Annotated in this window: 29 protein-coding genes; 20 read left to right on the top strand and 9 right to left on the bottom strand. The window is 66.8% G+C overall.

The features are described 5' to 3' along the window. Positions 1 to 32: 32 nt before the first annotated feature. The 9 genes from AC2YHA_RS00730 to AC2YHA_RS00690 form a co-directional block, all read right to left on the bottom strand. Positions 33 to 245 carry a hypothetical protein gene (locus AC2YHA_RS00730; protein WP_487399979.1) on the bottom strand — a complete coding sequence of 71 codons (213 nt, stop codon included), beginning with the start codon at positions 243 to 245 and terminating at the stop codon, positions 33 to 35. Continuing rightward, on the bottom strand, positions 242 to 766 hold the full coding sequence (locus tag AC2YHA_RS00725) for an MmcB family DNA repair protein (protein WP_487399978.1): 525 nt from the start codon (positions 764 to 766) through the stop codon (positions 242 to 244). Before AC2YHA_RS00725 ends, AC2YHA_RS00730 begins: the two co-directional genes overlap by 4 nt. Then, positions 763 to 1,224, bottom strand: a complete 462-nt coding sequence (locus tag AC2YHA_RS00720; RefSeq protein WP_487399977.1) for a hypothetical protein — start codon at positions 1,222 to 1,224, stop codon at positions 763 to 765. Before AC2YHA_RS00720 ends, AC2YHA_RS00725 begins: the two co-directional genes overlap by 4 nt. Before the next feature lie 18 nt (positions 1,225 to 1,242). Further along, complete coding sequence (locus AC2YHA_RS00715) at positions 1,243 to 2,253, bottom strand: hypothetical protein (protein ID WP_487399976.1); 1,011 nt, start codon at positions 2,251 to 2,253, stop codon at positions 1,243 to 1,245. Beyond that, complete coding sequence (locus tag AC2YHA_RS00710; RefSeq protein WP_487399975.1) at positions 2,250 to 2,948, bottom strand: hypothetical protein; 699 nt, start codon at positions 2,946 to 2,948, stop codon at positions 2,250 to 2,252. The genes AC2YHA_RS00715 and AC2YHA_RS00710 overlap by 4 nt, the downstream gene beginning before the upstream one ends. Continuing rightward, positions 2,948 to 3,253 carry a hypothetical protein gene (locus tag AC2YHA_RS00705; RefSeq protein WP_487399974.1) on the bottom strand — a complete coding sequence of 102 codons (306 nt, stop codon included), beginning with the start codon at positions 3,251 to 3,253 and terminating at the stop codon, positions 2,948 to 2,950. The genes AC2YHA_RS00710 and AC2YHA_RS00705 overlap by 1 nt, the downstream gene beginning before the upstream one ends. Next, on the bottom strand, positions 3,250 to 4,023 hold the full coding sequence (locus tag AC2YHA_RS00700; protein ID WP_487399973.1) for a hypothetical protein: 774 nt from the start codon (positions 4,021 to 4,023) through the stop codon (positions 3,250 to 3,252). The genes AC2YHA_RS00705 and AC2YHA_RS00700 overlap by 4 nt, the downstream gene beginning before the upstream one ends. Then, the gene (locus tag AC2YHA_RS00695) at positions 4,020 to 4,394 is read right to left on the bottom strand and encodes a hypothetical protein (RefSeq protein ID WP_487399972.1); all 375 of its coding nucleotides are present in this window, start codon (positions 4,392 to 4,394) and stop codon (positions 4,020 to 4,022) included. Before AC2YHA_RS00695 ends, AC2YHA_RS00700 begins: the two co-directional genes overlap by 4 nt. Positions 4,395 to 4,715: 321 nt before the next feature. Next, positions 4,716 to 5,303, bottom strand: coding sequence for a LexA family protein (locus AC2YHA_RS00690; protein WP_487399971.1), 588 nt, complete (start codon positions 5,301 to 5,303; stop codon positions 4,716 to 4,718). 93 nt (positions 5,304 to 5,396) lie between these two features. On the opposite strand from AC2YHA_RS00690, the gene AC2YHA_RS00685 reads away from it, so the two are divergent. The 20 genes from AC2YHA_RS00685 (at position 5,397) to AC2YHA_RS00590 (ending at position 21,549) form a co-directional block, all read left to right on the top strand. Next, positions 5,397 to 5,699 (top strand): carph-isopro domain-containing protein, encoded by a 303-nt coding sequence (locus AC2YHA_RS00685; protein WP_487399970.1) that lies wholly within the window; start codon positions 5,397 to 5,399, stop codon positions 5,697 to 5,699. Next, positions 5,692 to 6,183: a phage regulatory CII family protein gene (locus tag AC2YHA_RS00680; protein WP_487399969.1), complete on the top strand. Its 492-nt coding sequence runs from the start codon at positions 5,692 to 5,694 to the stop codon at positions 6,181 to 6,183. Before AC2YHA_RS00685 ends, AC2YHA_RS00680 begins: the two co-directional genes overlap by 8 nt. Continuing rightward, on the top strand, positions 6,180 to 6,755 hold the full coding sequence (locus AC2YHA_RS00675; protein ID WP_487399968.1) for a hypothetical protein: 576 nt from the start codon (positions 6,180 to 6,182) through the stop codon (positions 6,753 to 6,755). Before AC2YHA_RS00680 ends, AC2YHA_RS00675 begins: the two co-directional genes overlap by 4 nt. A 48-nt stretch (positions 6,756 to 6,803) precedes the next feature. Next, a complete protein-coding gene (locus AC2YHA_RS00670) occupies positions 6,804 to 7,361 on the top strand; it encodes a hypothetical protein (RefSeq protein WP_487399967.1) in 558 nt (185 codons plus the stop codon). Beyond that, positions 7,358 to 8,476 carry a DNA polymerase III subunit beta gene (gene dnaN, locus AC2YHA_RS00665; RefSeq protein WP_487399966.1) on the top strand — a complete coding sequence of 373 codons (1,119 nt, stop codon included), beginning with the start codon at positions 7,358 to 7,360 and terminating at the stop codon, positions 8,474 to 8,476. The genes AC2YHA_RS00670 and dnaN overlap by 4 nt, the downstream gene beginning before the upstream one ends. A 12-nt stretch (positions 8,477 to 8,488) precedes the next feature. After that, complete coding sequence (locus AC2YHA_RS00660; RefSeq protein ID WP_487399965.1) at positions 8,489 to 8,740, top strand: hypothetical protein; 252 nt, start codon at positions 8,489 to 8,491, stop codon at positions 8,738 to 8,740. 257 nt (positions 8,741 to 8,997) lie between these two features. Next, positions 8,998 to 9,234, top strand: a complete 237-nt coding sequence (locus tag AC2YHA_RS00655) for a DUF2312 domain-containing protein (RefSeq protein ID WP_487401673.1) — start codon at positions 8,998 to 9,000, stop codon at positions 9,232 to 9,234. A 1-nt stretch (position 9,235) separates the two neighbouring features. Beyond that, on the top strand, positions 9,236 to 9,787 hold the full coding sequence (locus AC2YHA_RS00650; protein ID WP_487399964.1) for a hypothetical protein: 552 nt from the start codon (positions 9,236 to 9,238) through the stop codon (positions 9,785 to 9,787). Beyond that, the gene (locus AC2YHA_RS00645) at positions 9,784 to 10,227 is read left to right on the top strand and encodes a hypothetical protein (protein WP_487399963.1); all 444 of its coding nucleotides are present in this window, start codon (positions 9,784 to 9,786) and stop codon (positions 10,225 to 10,227) included. Before AC2YHA_RS00650 ends, AC2YHA_RS00645 begins: the two co-directional genes overlap by 4 nt. After that, positions 10,224 to 10,535 carry a hypothetical protein gene (locus AC2YHA_RS00640; protein WP_487399962.1) on the top strand — a complete coding sequence of 104 codons (312 nt, stop codon included), beginning with the start codon at positions 10,224 to 10,226 and terminating at the stop codon, positions 10,533 to 10,535. Before AC2YHA_RS00645 ends, AC2YHA_RS00640 begins: the two co-directional genes overlap by 4 nt. Positions 10,536 to 10,752: 217 nt before the next feature. After that, entirely contained in the window at positions 10,753 to 11,247 is a 495-nt protein-coding gene (gene ssb / locus AC2YHA_RS00635) for a single-stranded DNA-binding protein (RefSeq protein ID WP_487399961.1), read from the top strand. A gap of 108 nt (positions 11,248 to 11,355) precedes the next feature. Then, positions 11,356 to 14,124 carry a phage/plasmid primase, P4 family gene (locus AC2YHA_RS00630; protein WP_487399960.1) on the top strand — a complete coding sequence of 923 codons (2,769 nt, stop codon included), beginning with the start codon at positions 11,356 to 11,358 and terminating at the stop codon, positions 14,122 to 14,124. A gap of 233 nt (positions 14,125 to 14,357) precedes the next feature. Then, a complete protein-coding gene (locus tag AC2YHA_RS00625) occupies positions 14,358 to 14,906 on the top strand; it encodes a hypothetical protein (RefSeq protein WP_487399959.1) in 549 nt (182 codons plus the stop codon). Further along, positions 14,854 to 15,450, top strand: coding sequence for an HNH endonuclease (locus AC2YHA_RS00620; RefSeq protein WP_487399958.1), 597 nt, complete (start codon positions 14,854 to 14,856; stop codon positions 15,448 to 15,450). Before AC2YHA_RS00625 ends, AC2YHA_RS00620 begins: the two co-directional genes overlap by 53 nt. Before the next feature lie 66 nt (positions 15,451 to 15,516). Beyond that, positions 15,517 to 16,149, top strand: coding sequence for a P27 family phage terminase small subunit (locus tag AC2YHA_RS00615; protein WP_487399957.1), 633 nt, complete (start codon positions 15,517 to 15,519; stop codon positions 16,147 to 16,149). Position 16,150: 1 nt separating this feature from the next. Next, positions 16,151 to 17,878 (top strand): terminase large subunit, encoded by a 1,728-nt coding sequence (locus AC2YHA_RS00610; RefSeq protein ID WP_487399956.1) that lies wholly within the window; start codon positions 16,151 to 16,153, stop codon positions 17,876 to 17,878. Further along, entirely contained in the window at positions 17,878 to 19,239 is a 1,362-nt protein-coding gene (locus tag AC2YHA_RS00605; protein WP_487399955.1) for a phage portal protein, read from the top strand. Before AC2YHA_RS00610 ends, AC2YHA_RS00605 begins: the two co-directional genes overlap by 1 nt. Before the next feature lie 2 nt (positions 19,240 to 19,241). Beyond that, complete coding sequence (locus AC2YHA_RS00600) at positions 19,242 to 19,958, top strand: HK97 family phage prohead protease (protein ID WP_487399954.1); 717 nt, start codon at positions 19,242 to 19,244, stop codon at positions 19,956 to 19,958. An 11-nt stretch (positions 19,959 to 19,969) separates the two neighbouring features. Further along, positions 19,970 to 21,283, top strand: coding sequence for a phage major capsid protein (locus AC2YHA_RS00595; RefSeq protein ID WP_487399953.1), 1,314 nt, complete (start codon positions 19,970 to 19,972; stop codon positions 21,281 to 21,283). 53 nt (positions 21,284 to 21,336) lie between these two features. Beyond that, positions 21,337 to 21,549, top strand: coding sequence for a hypothetical protein (locus AC2YHA_RS00590; protein ID WP_487399952.1), 213 nt, complete (start codon positions 21,337 to 21,339; stop codon positions 21,547 to 21,549). Positions 21,550 to 21,552: the final 3 nt, after the last annotated feature.

Genomic DNA, 21,552 nt, shown 5'->3' with positions numbered 1-21,552 from the left:
CGACTTGATGAATTGGACGGCCATGCCTTCCCTCAGAGTTGATCGGCGAACCGGTCGAAGTCGTTGCCGCCCTTCGGCGCCTCGCGCGATTCGATCACCCGGATCGCGCCGTCAGGGGATACCTCGATGCCGGTCACGTCAAGGCCACACTCTCGCGCGACCGCGACCAGCGTCGGCGCCAACGCCTTGATCTTGGCCGTGGTGGCGTAGGTGCGCTTGTGCGCCTTGGTGCTGAGCGCGTTCATAGATTGATGCCGTATTGCCAAGGCTGCCTTCCCTCGGCCTTCAGCTGCGCCGCGGCAGCGCGAAGCTGCGAAAGGTAGTAGCTGCGCTGCTTCTTGATCACGTCGTCGTCGCGACGAACGCGACCGCTATTGCGCAGCAGGGAGACCACTAGCTCCCAGCTGGGCGCGTCCTTGTCGCGCAGCGGCGCCGGAACGATGATCTTCTTCTTGCCGTCGACGAGCTCGACGAGCCCCGCCCAGTCGGGCACCTCGTCGGGTGCGATCAGCCCCGGCGGGGTGGCATAGTAGAAGCGGTCGCTGAAGAGGCGAGCCTCGCGCTGCTTCTCGTGCGTGTCGCGGCGATAGTCTCCGCGACTCACCTTTATTTCGTAGGCGGTGGCCGCGTATCCCTTCGACTGACAGGGGGCCAAGGTCCAGAAGTCGCACCGGCGAGTGCCCGTCGACAGCGCTAGCTCGCTCGCCCAGATCATCGTGGAATCACATTCGGCGATCAGAGCCTCAAGGATTTCGGCCGCCGTCATGCCGCGAGCCTTTCCGCCTGCTTCCGCTTCGCGCGGTGCTCCTGATTGATCATGTGGCAAAAGATGATCATCGGCGTCCCCCAAGCGCCGCCGTGATACGGCCGATGATAGGCGAGGAGCGTGTCGGCGAGCGCGCTGGTGATCGCGGTGCCGCGCTTATATCCCTCCTCGACATCGCTGCGCGCCGCAGCTCGCTCTGCGCGGGCCTTGGCGCGCGTAGCGAGGACCTCGATGTCCGCCAGCATCTCGCCCCAGTAGGCCCCGAGCTGCTCGAATTCCTCGTAGGCGGAGACATCCTCCTGCGCCTCGACGCAGCGCCAGGTCTCGGCGATGGCGGCCATGACGCGGATGCGGTCGTCGTCCTCGTGATACGAGTTGCGGCGATCGGCGAGCAGCTTGCGGGTGAAGCGCGCGAGCGCTTCCCAGTCGCCGCTGAAGGCTGGGGCCTCATCAGGCATGGGTGGCCTCGGTCGCGTTCATCCGTGGCACGTCCCGCATACCGGGCGACGCCTCATTGCCTTCGGGTCAATTGAGAAGTCGCCGGCCAGCACCTCGTCCCGAAGCTGCGCCATGGTCTTTCGGTCCGGACGAAAGAATCGGTTGCGCTCTTTGCCGTTCCGCTGGTCGATGCCGCGATCCACGCCTTCCATGGCGATCCACGGCTCCACGCTCGACGGATCGAGCGCGATTCGGTTTTTCATGGTGGCTTCGGCCGCCATGAAGCAGTTGTTGCAGTTGCTCAGCCAGCTCGGGATTCTGAGGCGCCAAGGGATGGCGTCGCCGAGGGGCCCGCGATCGTCGAGGCCGAGGTTGAGCTGGAAGCGATTGAATAGCTCATCCGCATCCCATGCCTCGCCTCCCCAGAACCGAAGAACATCGACCTGGTCCAACCGCGCGTCGTAAAGCGGGAACAGGCCGATGCCGCCTTCGACGACACCGGGGCCCGCCTTCGCATCCTGCTTCTTCCGGCGCTCGACCCGGCCCCGTTCGTCAGCACGAAAGCCTAGCGTCGTGTAATAGCGGCTCCAGCCCAGCGACCGCAGGTAACGGTGCGCGGTCTTAGTCTTCAGCTCCCCGGAGCATAGGCGGCGGGGTCCATCGCTCGGTAGCGGTCTCGGCCCGATGGTGCCGTCGCGGCGCTTGATGGGCTCGCTGACAAGCTCAAGGAAGGGTTCGCCAGCGCGGGATAGTCCGTTGTGCCCTACAACCTCCACGGCGCCCTGAGACCGACGCTCCAGCATCGTTATTGGAATGCCAGTGTGCCGCTGGAAGTCGCTCCAGAAGTCGAGCGACTCGGCGCGCTCAAAGCCGGTGTTGGTCGTTAGAACCTGCCAGTTTGGCGCAATGCCCCCGTTCGCCTCGGCAATCGCCCACACCTTCAACGCGGACGAGCTGCCCATGCTGAAGGTGATCTGGATATTCTGCTCGGGGTCGAGCTTGAACGCATCTAGATTGGGAATGCCGAGGCGATCGAGGACGAAGCTCACGCGACCCTCCGCAGCTCTTCGAGCAGCAGGGCGCCCCACTGGTCGGCCATGGCGGCCGCCATGCCGGGGAAGAAGCGCGAGCGCTCCTTGCCGCGGTCCTCGCGGGGCGACATGCGCCAGACGCGGTTCCATGCCTTCCACTCGTCGCTGTTCGGGGCGGGCTCGGGCAGGCGACGGGTTTCGACCAAGGGCGGCAGGCCGCGGAGATACCAACCGGTCGCCTTGTATTCGGGATGGCCGAACCAGAACGGATGCACGATGCTCGGGGCGGGAACGTCCGCCGGCATCCTAGCCCGAGCCAGGTCGTGCATCACCGGGTTCTCGATCGCGACGCGCTCGATGGGCGCGCGCCAGCACGCGATGAACAGATCAACGCCGTCCTCGAACTCGGAAATCATGCTTGCCCAGCTGCGCCCTTTCGGCAGCTGCTTGGGCGGCGTCATGTTGCCCGGCCCCGAGAGCCAGCGGCGACCCGAGCGGCAGAGGCGGGTGCAGGGCGGGTGCGCCACGACCAGCAAGTCCCAGCCATCCCTGAGTACGTCGCGGACGTCGCCGCGGATATGGCGATTGCTGCCGCCTTCGTCGGGCAGGAGGTCGCACGACCATGCATCGAACCCGCGGTCCAAGAAGGCGTTGCGCACGGTGCCCGAGTATTCGCAGGCGACGAGGACGCGCGGGACGAAGCCGGGGCGCATCACATCGGCTCCTGATGGTGCGCGTAGCGCAGCTTCTTCTGCCATGCAGCGACGGTGGGCGCGGGATTGGGCAGCTCGTAGGGGTCGCCCGCAGCGTGCATACCGAGCAGGACCGCGTGGAAGTCGACGATCTCACGGTTGAGCTGCTCGACGTTGGAGCCGTCCTCCGGCGCGTCCGGGTTGTAGCTGCCCGGTCCGTGGCGCAGAATCTTCGCCACAGCGACGATGATTTCCGCGGCTTCCTCGGCCAGCATGTTGAGGCGTTCAGCCTGTGCGGGCGTCAGCCCGTTGAAAGGCGCGCTCACGTCGTCGGCTCCGAGCGGTCGCCCAGCGCGTGCGGGAAGTGGAATTTCTCCGACGTCGCGTTGAACTTGGCGACGGTCGCTGCGATCAGGTCGATGTCGAAGCGGCGGGCCAGCTTGTCGAGGCAGATCAGGACGTCGGCGCACTCGTTCGCCAGCTCGGACGGATCGACCCGAGAGCCACGCCATCCACGCTCCTCGCGCTCCAGCTTCTTGACGATGTTCAGCAGCTCGCCGACCTCGCCGCCGAGCTCCAGCGCATCGAACATGGCGCCGGGGTCCTGGCCCGCGGTCCATGTGTCGTAGCGCGCGCTGTTGACCTCGCGCAGCTCGTTCAGGAACTCGCCCTTACCGAGCGGCAGATGATGCAGCCCGGTGGGGCGAGTCCGCCGCTTACGGAGCCACAAGGCATGGTCCTCGGGATCGGCAGGCCGCAGCGACGCGGTCGCGTGCCACACCCATCCGCCGAGGACGTGGTCGATGTGGAAGCCGGACGAGTGATCGGAGATGATCACGCCGATAGCTGTCGGCCCGTCCGAGTAGCGCACCAGGTCGCCAAAGGTGAAGATTGGCGCGGCGGGGTCTTTGATCGAGCGGAGCAGGTGCGCCGTGTGGGTCTCCAAGGGTGAGCCCGCTTCCTTCACTGCGCGTTCGGGGCAGTGACTCAGGTTGCCGATCACCGCAAGTTCGCGGTTGGTCGCGCAACAGTGAATGCAAACCTGCTCGCCGTGACCGAGGCGGCTGTCCTGCCACTCGTGGGGGACCGCGATCATGCCTGCACCTGCGGGATCGAGGCGAGGATGCGGTCGAAGCGGGAGAGGCGGAATCCGTCGAGGCTGGGCAGCGTCTCGTGCAGCGTGGCCGTGGCCTGCCGCGGCTCGCCGACGGCCAGGTCGCGCATCAGCGTCGAGCGGACGCGCGGGGCCTCGCCGAAGCGAGCGTCGCCGTGCAGTGCGCGTGCTGCGGCGACCAGCGCCAGCAGATCGTGGGCGTGCGCCTCGACGTCCTCGGGCGTGGCGAAGGCGTTCGCGACCGCGCGACCATCCTGGCCGATGTAGCTGAGGTTGATGCCGCGGCATGCGCCGCCAGCGAGCAGCGCAGTCACGCGGACTGTAGCGGCGAAAGGTGTGGGGTGCGTTTCCATGCTGGCCTCCATCTGGTGGAGGCGTTCTGCGATATTCGCAGACTGCTAGTCAATACGATTTCTGCGAATATCGCAGAGTGATGTAGCTACACCTTGTAAACTGTTCGCTGTATGTTCCTATTTCCACTGAGTCGCGCAGAGAGGTTGGTGTGGCGCTGCTGTATCGAGTCGTTGCATTTGGTGAGCCGCGGGGTCCTTGGCGAGCTCGGGAGCGTCAGGCGAAGATGGACGCGGTAGCCGCGGGCTTGGCCGAATATGACGAATGGGGGCAGCTCTGGTTCGACGGCTGCGCCGAGATAGAGTGGAAGCGGGATGAAGAGCTTAGGTTAAGCGCCTAGGGGCGTCGCGCATCATGTAGGCGATCACTCGGCCTTCGATGATCACGGCCTCAGAGCCTAGCGGTATCTCGTGATGCTGCGGGTTGCTGGAGCACGGCACGAGCCGCGCGGGGCCTTCCTGATATTCCTTGAATGTGGTCTCTCCGTCCGCAGTTCGCACGACGTAGCGAAAGCCCGGCCAGAGCTTCTTGTCGTCCGGATCGATGATCACCGTCGACCCAGAAGGTACGATCAGGTCCATCGAATCGCCCTTCACGGTGAGCCCGTAGGCACGTGCTGGTACGTCCGGATCGCTGACTAGAAGCCGACGTCCGCCACGCTGCTCTTGAGGCTGGAAAGACCCCGCCGGAACGTCCCCTAACAGGGGAATCGTCCTGACGCCGAGATGATCCTCAGTCCCCGGCTCCGGGGCGAGCTCGCGGCGAATCGCGTCCATCTCGAACGCCTTCCACTGCCGGCGTCCGGCAAGCGCCTTCGTCAGATGGTTCTCGTCCATGCCTATGGCCTGGGCGAGGTCGCGCTGGCTCATATTACGGCGGCGCAGTTCTTCCCGGATTTCGGCGTTGTCCATGGCTCCATGAACAGCCGCTCTGCGATAATCGCAACTTCGATTATCGCAGATTTCCTCTTGCGCTTTGTCTGCGATTATCGCAGACACTCGGCCATGACGACCGTTTCCGATCGCATCATCGACGCATTCGGCGGCAGCACGGAGCTGTCCCGTAAGTCGAAAGTACCGCTCTCCACCGTCCATAGCTGGCGGAAGAACGGCATCCCGCTTGGCCGTCGTGGCCACCTCGACCTTCTTGCCGCGACCGAAGGCAAGACGATCGATTGGCAGACGGGCTGCTTGGTGGCTGGCGATGGCTGCTCCGCTGATCATGCCGCCACCGATACGACCCGCATGGCAGCGCCGTCACCGGGAATCGACACCAAGTTTTCCCCCATGGAGGCCGTGCATGGCTGAGCGTGCCCTGAGCGCCGAAGAGCAGCGCCTCGCCCGAGCTACGAAGCTGGGCGTGCAGCTTGCCGGCGGGCTCGACGACTGCGCCCGCGAGACGGGCAAATCCACCTCGCAACTCTCGCGCTGCTGCTCGCCCGAGCATGTCGACAGCATCTCGATTCGCGATGCGGTGATCATCGACAGCATCGGCTTCGGGAAGGCCGGGCACCCCGCCATCCTGAGCGCCTACGCCCGCCTGCTGGGCGGCGTCTACGTCCAGCTGCCCACCGGGCCGGACGATCCCGAGGGCGTCACCTTCTCGCTTACCGAAATGACGGCCGAGCTGGGCGACGTCGCCGCCGAGGTCCGTCGCGCGCTGAGCGACGACGGCAAGGTCGATGCCAAGGAGGCGTGGACCATTCTGGAGCAGCTGCACGACCTCGAAACCAAGTCCGCCACGATGCGCGTGCTTCTTCAGCGCATCATCGACGAGGAGGCCAGAAAGTGACCAAGATTTCCGACCGGACCGCCGAGGTCCTGCTCGACATGCGCGCCTGCGAAGGGTCGCGCGTCGCCGTCAGCGAAGGTGCCGTCGCGCTGGCGACGATGGTCGCCGAGGACGATCCGGCCCTCGACAAGCTCGCCATCGCCGTGGGCGGGTATCGCAGCATCGAGCGCATGATCGCGGGCACCGTCTCGCCGTGCCAGTCGTGGTGCGAGATGCTCGGCCAGCTGACGGACGGGCGGATCACCTCGCGCATGTTCGGCAAGAAGTGGCAGGGCACGCTGCCCGAACGGGCGGAGCCGCAGGGCGGGCCCGAGGGCGATCCCCCGCATCCGTCCGCGCCGGGTGCCGCCATGCCGGCGATCCGCGGACGCCTCGGCGAGGTGCCGAGCGGCCCGCTGTTCACCCATATGATGGACCCGCGCACGCCGGGCAGCTTCATCGTCACGGGGCTGGGTCTCGCGCTGCACGTCGACGAGGTTACCGGCTTCGCCCTGCGCTCTGCCCTGGCGGCGGGCCTGCTCGACCTGAAGGGCATGCAGGCGGCCACTGCCACCGCTCGGGCCGCCGCATAGTCCATGTCCGGGGGGCTCGCCTTCTCATATCCGCCGCCATCCCCAGAAATGGGGATTGACGAGGCTCGCAACTGCTATGCGACGCCGGACCAGGTGCGCGCATGGGTCGGGGGAGCCCGCAAGGGCGACGAATTCGCCTATGCGACCCGGTGCGTCAGCCTGCTGCCGGGAGGCCGCGCGGTCGCCGCGGCGGTCACCGAGCTCTACCAGCGCGGCTACGTCGTGCCGGTGCAACGGCTCATTCCCGGCGGGTTCGACAAGAACTACGTCGTCCAGCGGACCGGCAAGGTCTGGAAGGCACCGGCAGAGGAAGTTGCGCCCGCCGTTCGCGGCAAGTCGCCCAGCGTTGTCATCGTGGACGAGCTGCACGAGGTCGATGCGGTCAACGCCCTGTTGCCCTTGCTGGAGCGCTTCGCGCGCTTCGGCCGACCGTGCCCGACCGATGCGCAGCTCGCCCAGCGTGCGGGCATCCCGAAGGCGCAGGTGAAGGCCGCGCTGGACGCCATGTGCAACACCGGGGCGATCAGCGTCACCAGCGCGCCGGCCCCGACCCTTCGACAGATAACAATCATGGCCACGGGCCAGAGCACGGGGATGGTGAAATGAAGATCGAAGTCGAGCGCGATGCGCTCCACGCTGCGTTGCGCCAGGTCGTCGGCGTCGTGCAGAGTCGGGTGACAATCCCGATTCTGGCAAACCTGCTGCTGGTCGCCGAGAAAGGCGAGCTCCGGATCACCGGGACCGATCTGGACCTACAGGCGACCGCGCGCCTGCCCGCCGCAGGCGAGCTGCGCATCACGGTCGACGCAGGCAAGCTGGACAGTGCGGTCCGCAGCTTCAAGACGGGCAAGCTGACGCTGGGCGTCGAGAAGCCCGGCGTCATGCTGATCAAGCAGGGACGCGGCCAGCGCTCGCTGTCGACGCTGCCGGCGGAGGATTTCCCGCTTCGTGGCGAGCTCACCGAGGGCGTGACCTTTCGCATGCCGGGCTCGGTCCTCGCGCGCCTGTTCGACAGCGCGGCCTGCGCCATGTCGAGCGAAGAGACGCGCTATTATCTGTGCGGCATCTTCCTGCACGTCGTCGACGACAAGCTCCTCGCCGCGGCGACCGACGGGCACCGCATGGTGCGCGTCGAGACCGCCATGCCCGAGGGCGCTGCCGAGTTGCCGGACACGATCGTTCCGTCCGGAACCGTCAATCATGTGCGCAAGCTGCTCGGCCAGGTCGAGGCTGAGGTGACACTCCGCGTCACGCCGCGCGCCATCTCGTTCGAGCTGGGCAGCACCGAGATTGTCTCCAAGGCGGTTGAAGGCACGTTCCCCGACTATCAGCGGATCGTGCCCGCCGAGACGGGCCGCAAGATCGAGCTCGCGCGCGTGGCGCTGCTGGAGCCGGTCCAGTGCGTGGCCGCGGTGCTCAACGCCGAGGGCGACAAGGTCAAGGTCCGCTCGGTCGCGTTCGACCTCAAGGAGGGCGAAGGCGGCTGCGTCGTCACCGGACGCGACAATGCCGGCACCTCGGCCGAGGAACCGCTCGACTGCGAATTCACCGGCGAGCCGGTGCGGTTCGGCATGAACGAGCGCTACGTGCGGAGCGTCGGCGAAATCTTCGCCGAGAGCGGCAAGCTCACGCTCTGGGTGAACGCGGCCGACGCGCCCGTTCGCATCACCTCCGAGAAAGACCCCGATTTGCTCGCCCTCATCATGCCGATGCGGGCCTGAAGGAGACGTATCATGGGCAAGCCGACCCGATTTGACCAACCCGTTACCTGCGGTTCCTGCGGCGCCTCGACCGAGGGCCGGATGGAGCATCGCTTTCTCTATGCTCCCACCGACGTTCTCGATCAGTCGCAGGTGATGGCCTTGGCCGCTGCGATCAAGCGCGGCGACACCGCTGCCGCCACGCTGGAACTGGACATCCTGTTCCGCGACGAGCCGCTCGTCACCGAGTGGATCGCTCTGGGGCGGAGCCAGGTGCGCCGGTGACCAGCAAGAAGACCCTCGACATGATGGTCTCGGCGGCGGTGGGCGCGATGCTCGTCGGGCGCGAGGCCATCACGCTTGAGGAGGCCGAGCGGGAGATGCCGGAGCATATCCGCTCCGCGCGGCCATCGCATAAGTCGATCGCGCGGGCGATCGTCGCCGCCGGGTGGGAACCGCGGAGGTCGCACGGGCACGTGATCTACATGCCCGCCAGCGAGGTTTCCGATGCGGAAGACGCTGACGGCGCCCGCAAGCGCGGGATCGGCGACAATGTCTCGGCGGAGCAGCTGCGGCTGCTGATCGAGCGCATCGAGGGCATCCGCGAGGCGAAGAAGGAGCTCGGCGAGGACGAGAAGGACGCCTTCGCCGAGGCCAAATCGACGGGCTTCGATTTGCCCGCGATGCGCACCCTCCTTCGGCTCCGGAAGATGGAGAAGCATCACCGCGACGAGGCGGACGCGCTTCTCGAAATGTACCGCAACGCGGTGGGAACCTGACATGGAAAAGACCAACCCCGCAGCCGAGGCTCTGCTGCGTGAAATCATCGCGTGGGTGTCGGCGACCAAGTCGAGCACCGGGCAGCTCGGCCAGATGGTGCTGAACCATGGCGGCTTCGTGCCGCTGCTTCAGAAACGGGGCTCGCTCAATCCTGAGACCGGCGCGCTGATCCGCGCCTTCATGGAGGCATTTCCCGACCAGGCGGCGCTGCCCAGCGGCCTCGCGGTGAAGATCAAGGAGGCCGCCCGCGCAGGCTCGCCGTGGCGGCCCGAGCGGCATCGTTCGATGCTGATCCGGTTCGGCTATGTCGATCATCCGAGCCTGTCGGATCGCCAGCTCCAGCGGCGCTGGGTGTTGCCCGATCCGGAGCCTGCCGCGCCCGCACCCGCCGAAGCCGACCAAGGGGGGCGCAAGCCGCGCATTTCGGCGCCGGTGATCCGTGCCGCCAAGCTGGACGGGCGAGACCTTCCGACCTTCGTCACGGCCCTGATCGAGATGGGCCTGGAGTGCTGGCGTGACGATCGCCTTCTCCATGGGGAGCCGGTCGCATGAATCCTGTCCGGATCGAAGGCGCGACGATCGCGCTCGGGGCGCCCGACGTGTGGGACGAGGAGCAGCATGGCCGCTGCTCGACCTTGTGGGTGCGCTCCGAGGTCGACGGCGGCTTGCCTTTCCTGCGCAGCGCGTGGGAGGTCTCGCCCAGCGAGGTCGGGCTGCTGCTGGCGGGCGCCAAGGTGCATCTCGGCGTGTGCGCCAAGGCGCATCCGGTCGTGAACCTCGGCCTTGGACCGATTCCCGAGGACTTCGAGCCGCCGCTGATCGTCGAGCGCACCGTGCATCACGGCGCCGCGGCGATCCGCGTGTCCATGTTCTTCCCGAATGCCCAGCGCGTGTGGGCGGAGGCCTATGTCGGGCCCGATGGTCTCGGCGCCGCGGTGAAGCTCGCGGTCGACCAGGTCGAGGAACGGGCGAAACAGGAGGGCTGGCTGTGAGCGCGGTCTATGTCCTGCACTTCGATCCGCCGCTCCAGCACGCGCGGCATTATGTCGGGTGGACCGATCAGGAGGACGTCGCCTCGCGGATCGAGGAGCATTTGAAGGGCACCGGATCGCGCCTTGTGCGCGCGGCGGTCGCCGCCGGCAGCTCGGTCCATCTCGCCCATGTCTTCGTCGGCGCCGACCGTCATTTCGAGCGGCGCGTGAAGAAAAGCACCGACGTTTGTCGCTGGTGCAGAATGTGCGGTCGCAACGAACGGCCTCGCCCAAAAATCAAACCAGCTCTGGAGAAGAAGAAGCCATGACACCCGATCAGGTCCGCGAGGCAATGCAGGCCATCCACACTCTAAATTTCGTTGAGTGTGAACAGGCAAGATCGAAGCCGGGCGAGGAGGATACTCTGACTATTAAGTCCGCAAGGTTCGGCTCTCACGAGCTCGGTCCGCGTGAGCGGGTCATCGTCCTCAATGTTCTCCGGGGGGAAGCGGAGATGAAGCTCAAAACCCTTGGAGTGTCGTTCCAATGAGCAGCGTCAACAAGGTGATCCTCGTCGGCAATCTGGGGCGCGATCCGGAATCGCGGTCTTTCCAGAACGGCGGGAAGGTGGTCGAGATGCGCATCGCCACGTCCGAGAGCTGGAAGGATCGGCAGACCGGCGAGCGCCGCGAGCGCACCGAGTGGCATACGGTCAAGATATTCTCGGAGGGCCTGGCGAACGTTGCCGAGCGCTACCTGCGCAAGGGCAGCAAGGTCTACATCGAGGGCCAGCTCCAGACCCGCAAGTGGCAGGACCAGTCCGGCGCCGACCGCTATTCGACCGAGGTCGTGCTTCAGGGCTTCCATGCCCAGCTCGTGCTGCTCGGCGATCCCGGCGGCCAGCGCGACGGCGGTCGCAGCGATCGTGGCGGCGGCAACTCGGGCGGCGGTTCCGCTGGCGGTGGGGATTTCGGCGGGGGTGCCGGGGGCGGCTTCGGCGGTGGGTTCCCCGACGACCTGGACGATGACGTGCCCTTCTAGAGACTCTCAACCGGGGGCTGGCAGGCACCCCAGAGGCTAACCGACAGGCCCTCGGGCCGGGTCACTTAAACCCGTCTGCCACCGCATTTCATTCGAGGGGTTCCTGCCGTGGCTTCGCCCGTAACATTCACGTCGCTGGAAGACGCGGCGATCCATTTCGCGCGCCGGGGCTGGCCCGTCTTTCCGTGCAGCGCCAAGACCAAGCGCCCCCTGTTGCCGCGCGACAAGGACCCGGTGACCGGCGAGCCGATCAAGGGCAGCGGCGGCGTGACCAAGGCCACGACCGACGAGGCGCTTATCCGCCAGTGGTGGCGCAAGTGGCCTGACGCGATGATCGGCATGTCGGTCGGCGAGGCCGGTCTGCTGGTGCTCGACTTCGATCCGCGCGTTGACGAGGAAGTCGACGGCGACGGCGTGATCACCGAGCGGGAATGGACGCTGGCCGAGCTGAAGGCCGCCCTGGAGGAGCAGATGGGCTGCGTCCTGCCGCCGACGCTGGCGGTGCGCACCCAGTCGGGGGGCGTCCACCTCTATTTCCACATGCCCGCGGGCGAGCCGATCGGGAACCGCGGCAACCTGCCCAAGCACGTGGACGTGCGCGGACAGGGCGGATACGTGATCATGCCGCCGAGCGAGTATCTCGCTGACGGCGGGCCTCGACCGTATCGCTGGTTGCGCGACGACGCCGACGCGCCGATCGCGGACATGCCGGACGAACTTGTCCGCATCCTGCGGTCGCCGGTGCAGAAGGCGTCGCCGGCCTCCATGCCGCCGGCTCCGCGCCACGAACCGCGTTTCGCCGTCGACCTCGACCAGGCGCACCGGAGCTACGCCCTCCGCGCCCTCGACGAAGAGGTCCGCGAGCTGGAGACAACGCCAAAGGGCGGCGGCCGCTATGGCGGTCGCAACCAAGGCGCCTATTCCGCGGCGTTCAACCTTGGGCAGCTCGTTGGGGCTGGTGCGCTCTCCGAATCGGTCGTGCGCGCCGCGTTGCTCGACGTCGTGCGCGGGTTCGATCCCGCCGCCTATCAGCAGCACGCCACGGCGATCGAGAACGGCCTCACGAACGGCATGGCGAAGCCGCGTGACCTTTCGACCATCGGCGCGCGGTCGAGCGGCGGACGGTCCTCTTCGCCGCCGCGCGCTTCCGCGCCGATCGAGGCCTATTCCGACGATGCCGACCGATGGCCGCGGGGAGCGTCGGCCGACGAGGATGTCGAGCCCGACGCGGCCTTCCAATCCGGAAACGTCGCCGACGACCCCATCTATGCGGGGGGGCGGGGGCGGATCGACGCCGAGCCCGACGACGAGCTCGACCGCGAATGCTCGGCTTTCCCCTTGACCGACCTCGGCAACGCCGAGCGGTTCCGCGCGCGGCATGGCTGGCGCTTCCGCTTCTGCAACGAGCTGGGCTGGTTCATTTGGGACGGGCGGCGCTGGTCGTTGCTGTCCGAGGAGAAGGACAAGGTGCCGGGGCCGGTGAGCCTCGCGGTTTTCGCCACGGTCCGCGCGATCCGCAACGAGGCCATCCTCGTGCGCGAAAGCGGGCTGCGGGAGGAAAGCCCCGATGATCCGACGTGCCTGGACTTCATCGCGGGGTGGCGGGGCAGCGGCGATAACCGCGAGCCGATCCTCTATAGCGAGCTGCTGGCGAAGCACGCCACGGCCAGCGAGGGCAATGGCCGGCTCGGCTGCATCGCCAACCTGGCGAAGGCGTTCGGCGAGCTCGCAATCCGCGCGGACGCCATGGATCGCGACCGCATGTCGATCAACGTGCTGAACGGCACGCTGCGCATCGGCCTCGACGGCAACAAGGCGGTGATGCGGCTCGATCCGCATCGGCCCGAGGACCTGATCAGCAAGATCGCCAACGTGATCTACGATCCGAACGCGACGTGCGAGAACTATGACGCCTTCCTCGAACGGGTGCAGCCGGACGAGAAGATGCGGCGCTTCCTGCACCAGTGGGGCGGGCTCAGCCTTACCGGCGACATCGGCGAGCAGAAGCTGGCGTTCTTCCACGGCAAGGGCCGCAACGGCAAATCGACCATGGTCGATGCCTGGGCGCATGTCGCGGGCGACTATGGCGGCTCGGTCGGCATCGAGACGTTCCTTGACCAAGGCCGGGGGCGCAAGGGCGGCGATGCCACGCCGGACCTTGCCCGCCTGCCCGGCATCCGCTTCCTGCGCACCTCCGAGCCGGAGAAGGGCGCCAAGCTGGCCGAGGCGCTGATCAAGCTGATCACCGGCGGCGAGGAAATCACGGCGCGGCACCTCAACAAGGGGTTCTTCACCTTCCTGCCGAGCTTCAAGGTCACCGTCTCGGGCAACCACAAGCCAAAAATCACCGGGCACGATGACGGCATCTGGCGCCGCGTGATGCTGGTGCCGTGGGACGTCCAGATTCCCGCCGAGGAGGTCGACAAGAAGCTCCCGGAGAAGCTGAAGGCGGAGGCCTCGGGGCTGCTGAACCGGCTGCTGGAGGGGCTCGTCGACTGGAAGATGGAGGGCCTGATCGAGCCTGACACCGTGAAGGCCGCGACGGCGAAGTATCGCGAGCAGAGCGACCAGCTCGGCCGCTTCCTGGCCGAATGTACGCGCGACCAGAGCGGCGCCCGCTCGAAGTCGTCCGTGCTGTTCAAGCTCTTCAATGCGTGGGTGAAGGCCAACGGCGCGGCCGAGTGGCAACAGGTGGGCTTCACCAAGGCGATGGAGGACCGCGGGTACGAGACGATGCGGTCGAACGGGATGCAGTGGCTGGACCTCGAAATGGTGAAGACCGTCGAGGACTATGCCGACGCGATCCGCACCTCGGACGACGATCAGGAGCCGGATGCGCGCCCGTCCTATCCCGATGACGACGACGAACCGCTCTGATTGGAAGGGATCGGGGTTCCATGTGGAAGGGGCAGTTGGAAGCGTGAAATGGCGGTTTTCTGCGGGTTTGGAAGTGTTGGAAGGGCTTTGCTCGGTCCCGCCACACATGCGCAGGCGCGGGCGCGCAGGCGCGCGCACGATCATCACCCCATTTTACCCTTCCAACCTTTCCAATCTTCCTGATCGCTAGATCAGGCACCAATAGAAACCGAAGAAATCCAAGGGTTTGAACGATGAAAGGCAGCGAGAATATGGAAGGACAGGCGCAGCAGCAGGCGGTTCCAGTGGAAGGGGCCTCCCTTCCCGCCCTGGCATGGACGTTCGAGGCGGTGCAGGACCGTCTCGTCGAGGCGATGATTACCTGCTGGCGCAATCCCGACCGCGAACGGGGATGGCAGCGCGTCCGCTCCACCTGGCCGGAGATTACGCGCGAGCAGGCCGCCGGTGACTATGATGCCCGCGGTGGCGACCTCAGCAGCTCGGACGTGGAAATCCGACCGGCGGCGCTCACCCGCCGCGACGTGGCCGAGATGGACGAGGCGTTCGGTTGGGTGGACGCCATCGCCCCCGACGACCGCAAGGTTGTCGGTCTCGTCGTTGTCCAGCTCGCTCGCGGTGCGCGTGAGGTGCCTTGGACCTACCTGCTGAAGCAGATGGGCCTGAAGCATGGCGTCCATGGCCTGCGTAAACGTTACGGAAGGGCTATCGCTGACATCGCGGCGCGGCTGAATGGCGGAAATCCACCGCCGAGCGTGTCAACCCCAGAAAAGTGCGGCGCGTGAGATTTTCCATGTCCACATATCGGGTGTTTTCGGTCTATTTCTTGTCACGCTGGGACGGGCCTTCGGGTACGGCGTAGCGCTTCATGCTCCCCCTCCTGCCAAAGGGCGGCGCGGCTTCGGCCTCGCCGCCCTTTGGCGTTTTCAGGCCATGCCGTCCAAGCCCAGAACCCTCCGCCCGCGCGGCCAGCCCAAGGCTGGCGAGTACGATCGCGAGCGGGGAAGCGCGGCATCGCGGGGTTATGATCGGCGGTGGCAGGCTGCGCGTGAGGCGCATCTGCTCGCGCATCCGCTCTGCGCCTATTGCCAGCTGGAGGAGCGGATCACGGCGGCGACGCTGGTCGACCACCTGTATCCGCACCGTCGCTTTCGGGGCGTGTTCTGGCGGGTCGAGTGGTGGGTGTCGGCCTGCGAGCCCTGTCATGCTGGGTTCAAGCAGCGGGTCGAGCAGCTCGGGCGCCGCGCGCTCGACGAGCTCGCCCGCCAGCTGGGCCGCGCCCCCATGGGGGTGGGGGGGGTCGAAAGTCAGGGCCCTCCCGAGGGGTAGACCGGTCCGCAGCCCCGAGATTTCCGGCGCAGAATTGCGCAAAACTTTTTTTGTTGGAGGTGCGAAATGCGAGGTCGGAAGCCCGACGCGCCCGGCCTTCAACAGGCCAAGGGCAACCCCGGTCGGCGGAAGTCGGCGGTGCAAAAGCGGATCGACGAGGCCGACCGGATCGCCGGTCTGTTGGCGCAGGCGCCGACCACCGGCGATCCGCTGGCGCCGCCCGCGATCATCGAAGAGGGCCCGGCGACGGCTGCTGCGGTCGCAGTGTGGCGCGACCTCGCGCCGAGGCTCCGCGCGACCCAGCGGTTGCAGCCGCAGCACCGTCCAATGTTCGCGATGTTCTGCGTCTACTTCGCCGAGTGGGTGATCGCCAACGAGGACATCAAGGCGAACGGCCTCACCCAGCGGGTGAAGACCGTGGCCGGCGGGATGATGGAGCGCACGCGCCCTATCGTCGCGATCCGCGACAAGGCCTTCGACCTGGTGATGAAGCTGTCGGAGCGCTTCGGCCTGACGCCCTCGGACGAGTATTCGCTCTTCCGCGAGCAGGCTGTCGCCTTCGCGGCCAACCCCGGCCTGTTCGATCGCGAGCAGCCGCAGAAGGCGGACGCCGAACCGAGCGCCGAGACGCAAGCCGATAGCGGCAGTCTGATCGGCGCCATGGATCGAATGGACTCGGCGCCGCCGACTCTGAACTAGCATGGCCGCAAAGACGGGCTCGATAGAGGGTCTGCCCGAGTGGCTCGCGTGCCGGGCCGACGAGCCGATTTACGAATGGGCTCGTCTCGCCTGGAAGCGTGCGGCGGAGGTGGCCGGCGCGTGGTTCGACCACGCCAAGGCCGACAAGGTCGTCGAGCTCTGGCCGAAGGTCTTCCGGCTGACGGAAGACCGGTTCGCGGGCAAGCCGTTCCGGCTCGTTGCATGGCAGGAGATTATTGTCCGGCTGCTGGTCGGATGGAAAATCCCGGTCGAGGTCCTCGACCCCGACACCGGAGCGCCGCAGCTCCTGCACGTCCGCCTCTTCCGGCGGCTGCTGCTGTGGGTGCCGCGCAAGAACGGGAAGTCCGAGTTCCTCTCGGCCCTCGCCTTGCTGTTCTGGGCGATCGAGGGTGTCGTCGGCGGGCAGGGCTTCGTGTTCGCCCGCGACGAGAAGCAGGCGTTCACCGTCTTCAACAAGATGAAGGCGATGGTCGCGCTGGAGCCGCGCCTGGCGTCGGACATCCAGCCCCACAAGAAGACGATCTACCTCAAGCCGTGCGGCGCCCTGTTCGAGGTCGTCACCGGCGCCGAGGCAGGCAAGCACGGCAAGTCGCCGACCGTCATCGTCGGCGATGAGATGCACGAATGGCGCAGCCGCACCGTCGAGACGACGCTGCGGCAGGGCACCGGCGCGCGGCTCCAGCCCATCGAGCTCTACGCCTCGACCGCCGGCCTGAAGTCGAACGTCACCGGCATGACGCTGTGGGACGAGAGCCTCGGCATCATCGAGGGCCGGATCAACGACCCGTCGACGCTGGTCGTCCTGTTCGCCGCTCCCGCCGATGCGGCGTGGGACGACGAATCGGTCTGGGCGCTGGCGAACCCGTCCCTCGGCTTGTCGCCGACGATGCAGTTCCTGCGTCGCGAGGCGGCCATTGCGAAGGACAACCCGAGGGCTCAGGCCCATTTCAAGTGCTACCACCTCAACCAGTGGGTCGACACCGTCGTCCGCTGGCTGAACATGAAGGCCTACGACGCCTGCTCTTCCGACCGGAAGGGCTGGGAAACGGCCTGGCAGCGCATGAAGGGCCGGCGCTGCTACGCCGCAGTCGACGTGTCCTCGACGCAAGACGTCACGGCGCTAGTGCTGCTGTTCCCGCCCGAGGGCGACGAAAAGCAGTGGACGGTGGTCTGCCGGTTCTGGGTGCCCGAGGACACCATGGCCGAGCGGGTCAAGAATGACCGCGTGCCCTACGACGACTGGGTCGCCGCCGGTGCGATGAAGACGACGCCGGGCAACTTCGTCGATCAGAACTTCGTGCAGAAGGCCCTGCTCGACGCGCTGGATGATTTCGAGGTCCTCGGGACCGGCTTCGACCCGTGGAACGCACGGAAGTTGATGGCCGACCTTCAGGCCGATGGCATGGACCCCGAGCTCCAGCTGGAGGTGCGGCAGGGCATCCCGTCGCTGGGCGAGCCGACCAAAGCCTTCGAGCGCTTGGTCTATGCGGGCCTGCTCGATCACGGATGGCATCCCATCCTGCGCTGGATGGCGAAGAACACCGTCGTCCGGTTCGACGAAAACCTGAATTTCATGCCCGCGAAGAAGCGGAGCGCGGAGAAGATCGACGGCGTCGTCGCGGCAATCATGTGCCTCGCCGTCGCCATGTCAGCTGAAGAGGAGACGGGCGTGGACGACTTCATCGCAGCGATGAAGGAGGCCGCGTAATGAGTTGGCTATCCGGCGCGTGGTCTTATGTGACCGGGCAACAGTCCGCCAAGCTCAGCGGGGCCCCGGAGGACGAGCCGACGCGCGTCCGCATCGAAACCGGAGCTGCGCTCGCCTCCGAGCGCGTCGACGAACGCTCGACCCTCGGCCTCGCCACGGCGTGGGCGTGCATCGCGCTGAAGTCCGAGCTGATCGGTTCCATGGGCACCGGCGTCTTCAGCAAGGTCGCGGGCGGCGGGCGCAAGGAGCGCTCGGACCATTGGCTCTACGACCTCCTCCACGAGGAGCCGAACGCCGATCAGACGCCGGGCGAATTCTGGGCGGGACAGGTCGCCGCGCTGGACCTCTATGGCAACGCCTACGCCGAGAAGACCAGCGTCGGCCAGCGCGTCGCTGCGCTGACGCCGCTGCGGCCCGACCTGACCACCACGTGCCGCCGCGATACCGGCGAACGGTTCTACCGCTACTATGATCGCGGCAAGCTGGAGGAGTTGCCAGCGGAAAAGGTGTTCCACCTCCGCGGCATGACGTTCGGCGGCGACGTTGGCCTCTCGCCGATCGAATTCGGGCGGCGGACGTTCAGCACCGCGCTCGCCGCCGATCGCACGGCCAACGGCCTATTCCGGCGCGGCCTGCACAATTCGGGCTTCATGGAGACCAACGAGACCAAGCTCTCGAAGGATCAGCGCTCCGACCTGGTCGACATTTTCGCGAAGTTCACCGGCCCCGACAGCGCCGGCAAGATCATGCCGCTGGAGCGCGGGCTCAAGTTCGTGCCGCTGGAGATGAAGCCGGAGGACGCCGAGCTCCTCCTCAGCCGCCGCTGGAGCGTCGAGGAAGTCTGCCGCTGGTTTGGTATGTTGCCGATCCTGATCGGCCACGCCGCGCAGGGGCAGACCATGTGGGGCAGCGGCATCGAGCAGTTGCTGCTTGGCTGGCAGACGCTCCGCCTCAATCCGCTGCTCCGCAAGATCGAGCAGGCGGCGAAGAAGCAGCTGCTGCCGGCGGGCGAGCGCAAGCTCGTCTATCCGGAATTCAACCGCGAGGCCGTCATGGCGACGGACAGCGCGGGCCGGGCCGCTCTCTATTCGGCCTTCGGGCAGAATGGCGTGATGGACCGCAACGAGATGCGGTCGCGTGAAAACCTCGACCATCGCCCCGGCGGCGATTTCCTGACGGTGCAGTCCAACCTCGTCCGGCTCGACCAGCTCGGCGAGGCAGGGGCCGCTTCGTCCGAGCAGCAGCTGCGGTCCGCGCTGCTGGGGATGCTCGGCGTCCAAGAAGGCGACCTTGAGGCGATGATCGCGGCGAAGGTGAAATCAATGCTCGGGCACAATGGCGGCCCGGCACTGGAGGACTGACGATGGTGACGCGGGAATTCCGCCGCAAGCATGCGGGCGCTGGCGCGCTGAAGGTGCGCGACTTCGACTTCGAGGTGAAGTCCGTGAACGAGGACGGCACCTTCTCGGGCTACGGCTCGGTCTGGGACGTCGTCGACAGCTATCAGGAGGTCGTCGCCAAGGGCGCCTTCACCGAGAGCCTCGCCGAAATCGCCGCCAAGGGGCGGCCCGTGCCGGTCCTCTGGCAGCACCGGTCGAGCGAGCCCATCGGCGCCTGGTCGAACCTGAAGGAGGACGAGCACGGCCTCTGGGGCGACGGGCAAATCCTGCTCGAAGCCGGGTCGATGGAGAAGCGCGCCTATGCGCACATGAAGGCCCGCACGGTGACCGGCCTCTCCATCGGCTATTGGGTGCGCGAATCGTCGTATGACGAGAAGACGGGCATCCGCACGCTTACCAAGCTCGACCTGGTCGAAATCAGCCTCGTCACGTTCCCGGCCAATGACGACGCGCGCGTCGAGGCGGTCAAGTTCAAGCTGGCACACGGCCAGCTCCCCACCCTCCCCGAATTCGAGAAGCTCCTGCGCGAGGCAGGTTTCTCGAAGACGCAGGCCGCAGGCGTCGCCAGCCGCGGCCTCGCGCATTTGCTCCGGAGCGAGTCCGAGGGCGATCCGGCGCCGAGTGAGGGCCTGAAGGCCCTTCGTGACACCCTGGCCGGCTTCCGCCTGCCCCAACTCTGAAGGAAATCGAAATGACGAAGTTGATCGCTGGCGCGGCCCTCGCCGCGTCGCCCGCCCTCGTTGCGTCCTCGGCGGATGCCGCCTCGGCCGCGCAGGAGAATATGTCGCGCATCCGCGAATTCGGCCGCAAGGACGGCAATCAGCCGCGCGACGAGAAGACCATCGAGCGCGAGCTCAAGGAGACCCTCGACACGGTGAAGAAGTTCGCCGAGGACTTCGAGAAGAAGGCCAAGGCGGGCGAGGACGCCACGACCGAGGCGAAGAAGAGCGCCGACGAGGCCCTCGTCAAGCTGACGGAGCTGCGCGGCGAAATCACGGACCTCGCGCAGAAGTTCGCGCAGGGCCGCAACGGCGACCGCGAAGAGCAGGGCCGCAAGAGCCTCGGCCAGCTGGTCGGCGAGCATGCCGACCTGAAGGAGTACATCGAGAAGGGCGCGATCGGCAGCGTCTCGATGCAGATCAAGGCGGTCACCAGCGCCGTGGGCTCGGGCGGTGCCTTGATCACGACCGATCGTCGGCCGGAGATTATCGGCATTCCTCGTCAGCAGCCGCGCGTGCGCAGCCTCCTGACGCCGGGCCGCACCGCGTCGAACATGATCGAATATGCGCGCCAGGTCGCTCGCGTGAACAACGCAGCGCCCGTCGCCGAAGGCGCGCAGAAGCCCGAGTCGAACTATGCCTGGGAGGAGGCAACGGCGCCGGTGCGCACCATCGCGCATTGGGTGCCCGCGTCGCGCCAGGCGATGGACGACATTCCGCAGCTCGAATCGCTGATCGACGGCGAGCTCCGCTACGGGCTCGACGACAAGGAGGACGAGCAGCTCCTCATGGGCGACGGCGTCGGCCAGAACCTGTCCGGGCTCTATCCGGCGGCGACGGCCTATGCGGCGCCGATCGAGATTGCCGGCCTCACCCGCATCGATCAGCTGCGTCTCGCCATCCTTCAGGTCGAGCTCGCCGACTATGCACCGGACGGCCAGATTCTGCACCCGACCGACTGGGCGAGCATCGAGCTCACCAAGACGGTCGACGGCGCGTACATCTTCGCCAACCCGACCGGCATCGCCGGTCCGGTCCTCTGGGGCCGCCCGGTGGTCTCCACCAAGCGCATCGGCGTCAGCAACTTCATGGTCGGCGCGTTCAAGATGGCCGCGCAGATTTTCGACCGGATGGAGACCGAGGTCCGCATCTCCGATCAGGACCGCGACAACTTCATCAAGAACATGCTGACGGTGCGGGGCGAGAAGCGACTCGCGCTGGCGATCCGCCGCGCCGCGGCGATGGTCAAGGGCGAGCTGATCGACCTCCCGGTCGAGGGCGCCTGATCCTCTCCACGCGGGGCGCCTGCGGGCGCCCCGCCTTCCTCGCGAGGTGAACCATGAAGAACGCCTATACGCTGGTCGCCCATTCGGGCGACGACGGCTTCGCACCCAAGGGGCGCGTGCTGCTCGACGTCACCAACGATCGCTTCAAGGCGCTGGAAAAGCAGGGTCTGGTGCGTGTCGCGACCGACGAAGAGGTCGCCGCGGCCAAGCAGGCCGCCGAGCACCAGAACAAGATGGCCCCGGCTCCCGAGAACAAGGAAGCCTGAGCT

This window comes from Sphingomonas sp. SRI_018, assembly GCF_057586275.1.
Note: the sequence above shows the minus strand (reverse complement) of the source record. Positions and strands in the feature narration are given on the sequence as shown.

Excerpts from the sequence above, each read along its gene's own strand:
- AC2YHA_RS00730 (WP_487399979.1), bottom strand. The coding sequence starts at position 245 with ATGAACGCGCTCAGCACCAAGGCGCACAAGCGCACCTACGCCACCACG.
- AC2YHA_RS00725 (WP_487399978.1), bottom strand. The coding sequence starts at position 766 with ATGACGGCGGCCGAAATCCTTGAGGCTCTGATCGCCGAATGTGATTCC.
- AC2YHA_RS00720 (WP_487399977.1), bottom strand. The coding sequence starts at position 1,224 with ATGCCTGATGAGGCCCCAGCCTTCAGCGGCGACTGGGAAGCGCTCGCG.
- AC2YHA_RS00710 (WP_487399975.1), bottom strand. The coding sequence starts at position 2,948 with ATGCGCCCCGGCTTCGTCCCGCGCGTCCTCGTCGCCTGCGAATACTCG.
- AC2YHA_RS00700 (WP_487399973.1), bottom strand. The coding sequence starts at position 4,023 with ATGATCGCGGTCCCCCACGAGTGGCAGGACAGCCGCCTCGGTCACGGC.
- AC2YHA_RS00695 (WP_487399972.1), bottom strand. The coding sequence starts at position 4,394 with ATGGAAACGCACCCCACACCTTTCGCCGCTACAGTCCGCGTGACTGCG.
- AC2YHA_RS00690 (WP_487399971.1), bottom strand. The coding sequence starts at position 5,303 with ATGGACAACGCCGAAATCCGGGAAGAACTGCGCCGCCGTAATATGAGC.
- AC2YHA_RS00685 (WP_487399970.1), top strand. The coding sequence starts at position 5,397 with ATGACGACCGTTTCCGATCGCATCATCGACGCATTCGGCGGCAGCACG.
- AC2YHA_RS00680 (WP_487399969.1), top strand. The coding sequence starts at position 5,692 with ATGGCTGAGCGTGCCCTGAGCGCCGAAGAGCAGCGCCTCGCCCGAGCT.
- AC2YHA_RS00670 (WP_487399967.1), top strand. The coding sequence starts at position 6,804 with ATGGGGATTGACGAGGCTCGCAACTGCTATGCGACGCCGGACCAGGTG.
- dnaN (WP_487399966.1), top strand. The coding sequence starts at position 7,358 with ATGAAGATCGAAGTCGAGCGCGATGCGCTCCACGCTGCGTTGCGCCAG.
- AC2YHA_RS00660 (WP_487399965.1), top strand. The coding sequence starts at position 8,489 with ATGGGCAAGCCGACCCGATTTGACCAACCCGTTACCTGCGGTTCCTGC.
- AC2YHA_RS00650 (WP_487399964.1), top strand. The coding sequence starts at position 9,236 with ATGGAAAAGACCAACCCCGCAGCCGAGGCTCTGCTGCGTGAAATCATC.
- AC2YHA_RS00645 (WP_487399963.1), top strand. The coding sequence starts at position 9,784 with ATGAATCCTGTCCGGATCGAAGGCGCGACGATCGCGCTCGGGGCGCCC.
- ssb (WP_487399961.1), top strand. The coding sequence starts at position 10,753 with ATGAGCAGCGTCAACAAGGTGATCCTCGTCGGCAATCTGGGGCGCGAT.
- AC2YHA_RS00625 (WP_487399959.1), top strand. The coding sequence starts at position 14,358 with ATGAAAGGCAGCGAGAATATGGAAGGACAGGCGCAGCAGCAGGCGGTT.
- AC2YHA_RS00620 (WP_487399958.1), top strand. The coding sequence starts at position 14,854 with ATGGCGGAAATCCACCGCCGAGCGTGTCAACCCCAGAAAAGTGCGGCG.
- AC2YHA_RS00615 (WP_487399957.1), top strand. The coding sequence starts at position 15,517 with ATGCGAGGTCGGAAGCCCGACGCGCCCGGCCTTCAACAGGCCAAGGGC.
- AC2YHA_RS00610 (WP_487399956.1), top strand. The coding sequence starts at position 16,151 with ATGGCCGCAAAGACGGGCTCGATAGAGGGTCTGCCCGAGTGGCTCGCG.
- AC2YHA_RS00605 (WP_487399955.1), top strand. The coding sequence starts at position 17,878 with ATGAGTTGGCTATCCGGCGCGTGGTCTTATGTGACCGGGCAACAGTCC.
- AC2YHA_RS00600 (WP_487399954.1), top strand. The coding sequence starts at position 19,242 with ATGGTGACGCGGGAATTCCGCCGCAAGCATGCGGGCGCTGGCGCGCTG.
- AC2YHA_RS00595 (WP_487399953.1), top strand. The coding sequence starts at position 19,970 with ATGACGAAGTTGATCGCTGGCGCGGCCCTCGCCGCGTCGCCCGCCCTC.
- AC2YHA_RS00590 (WP_487399952.1), top strand. The coding sequence starts at position 21,337 with ATGAAGAACGCCTATACGCTGGTCGCCCATTCGGGCGACGACGGCTTC.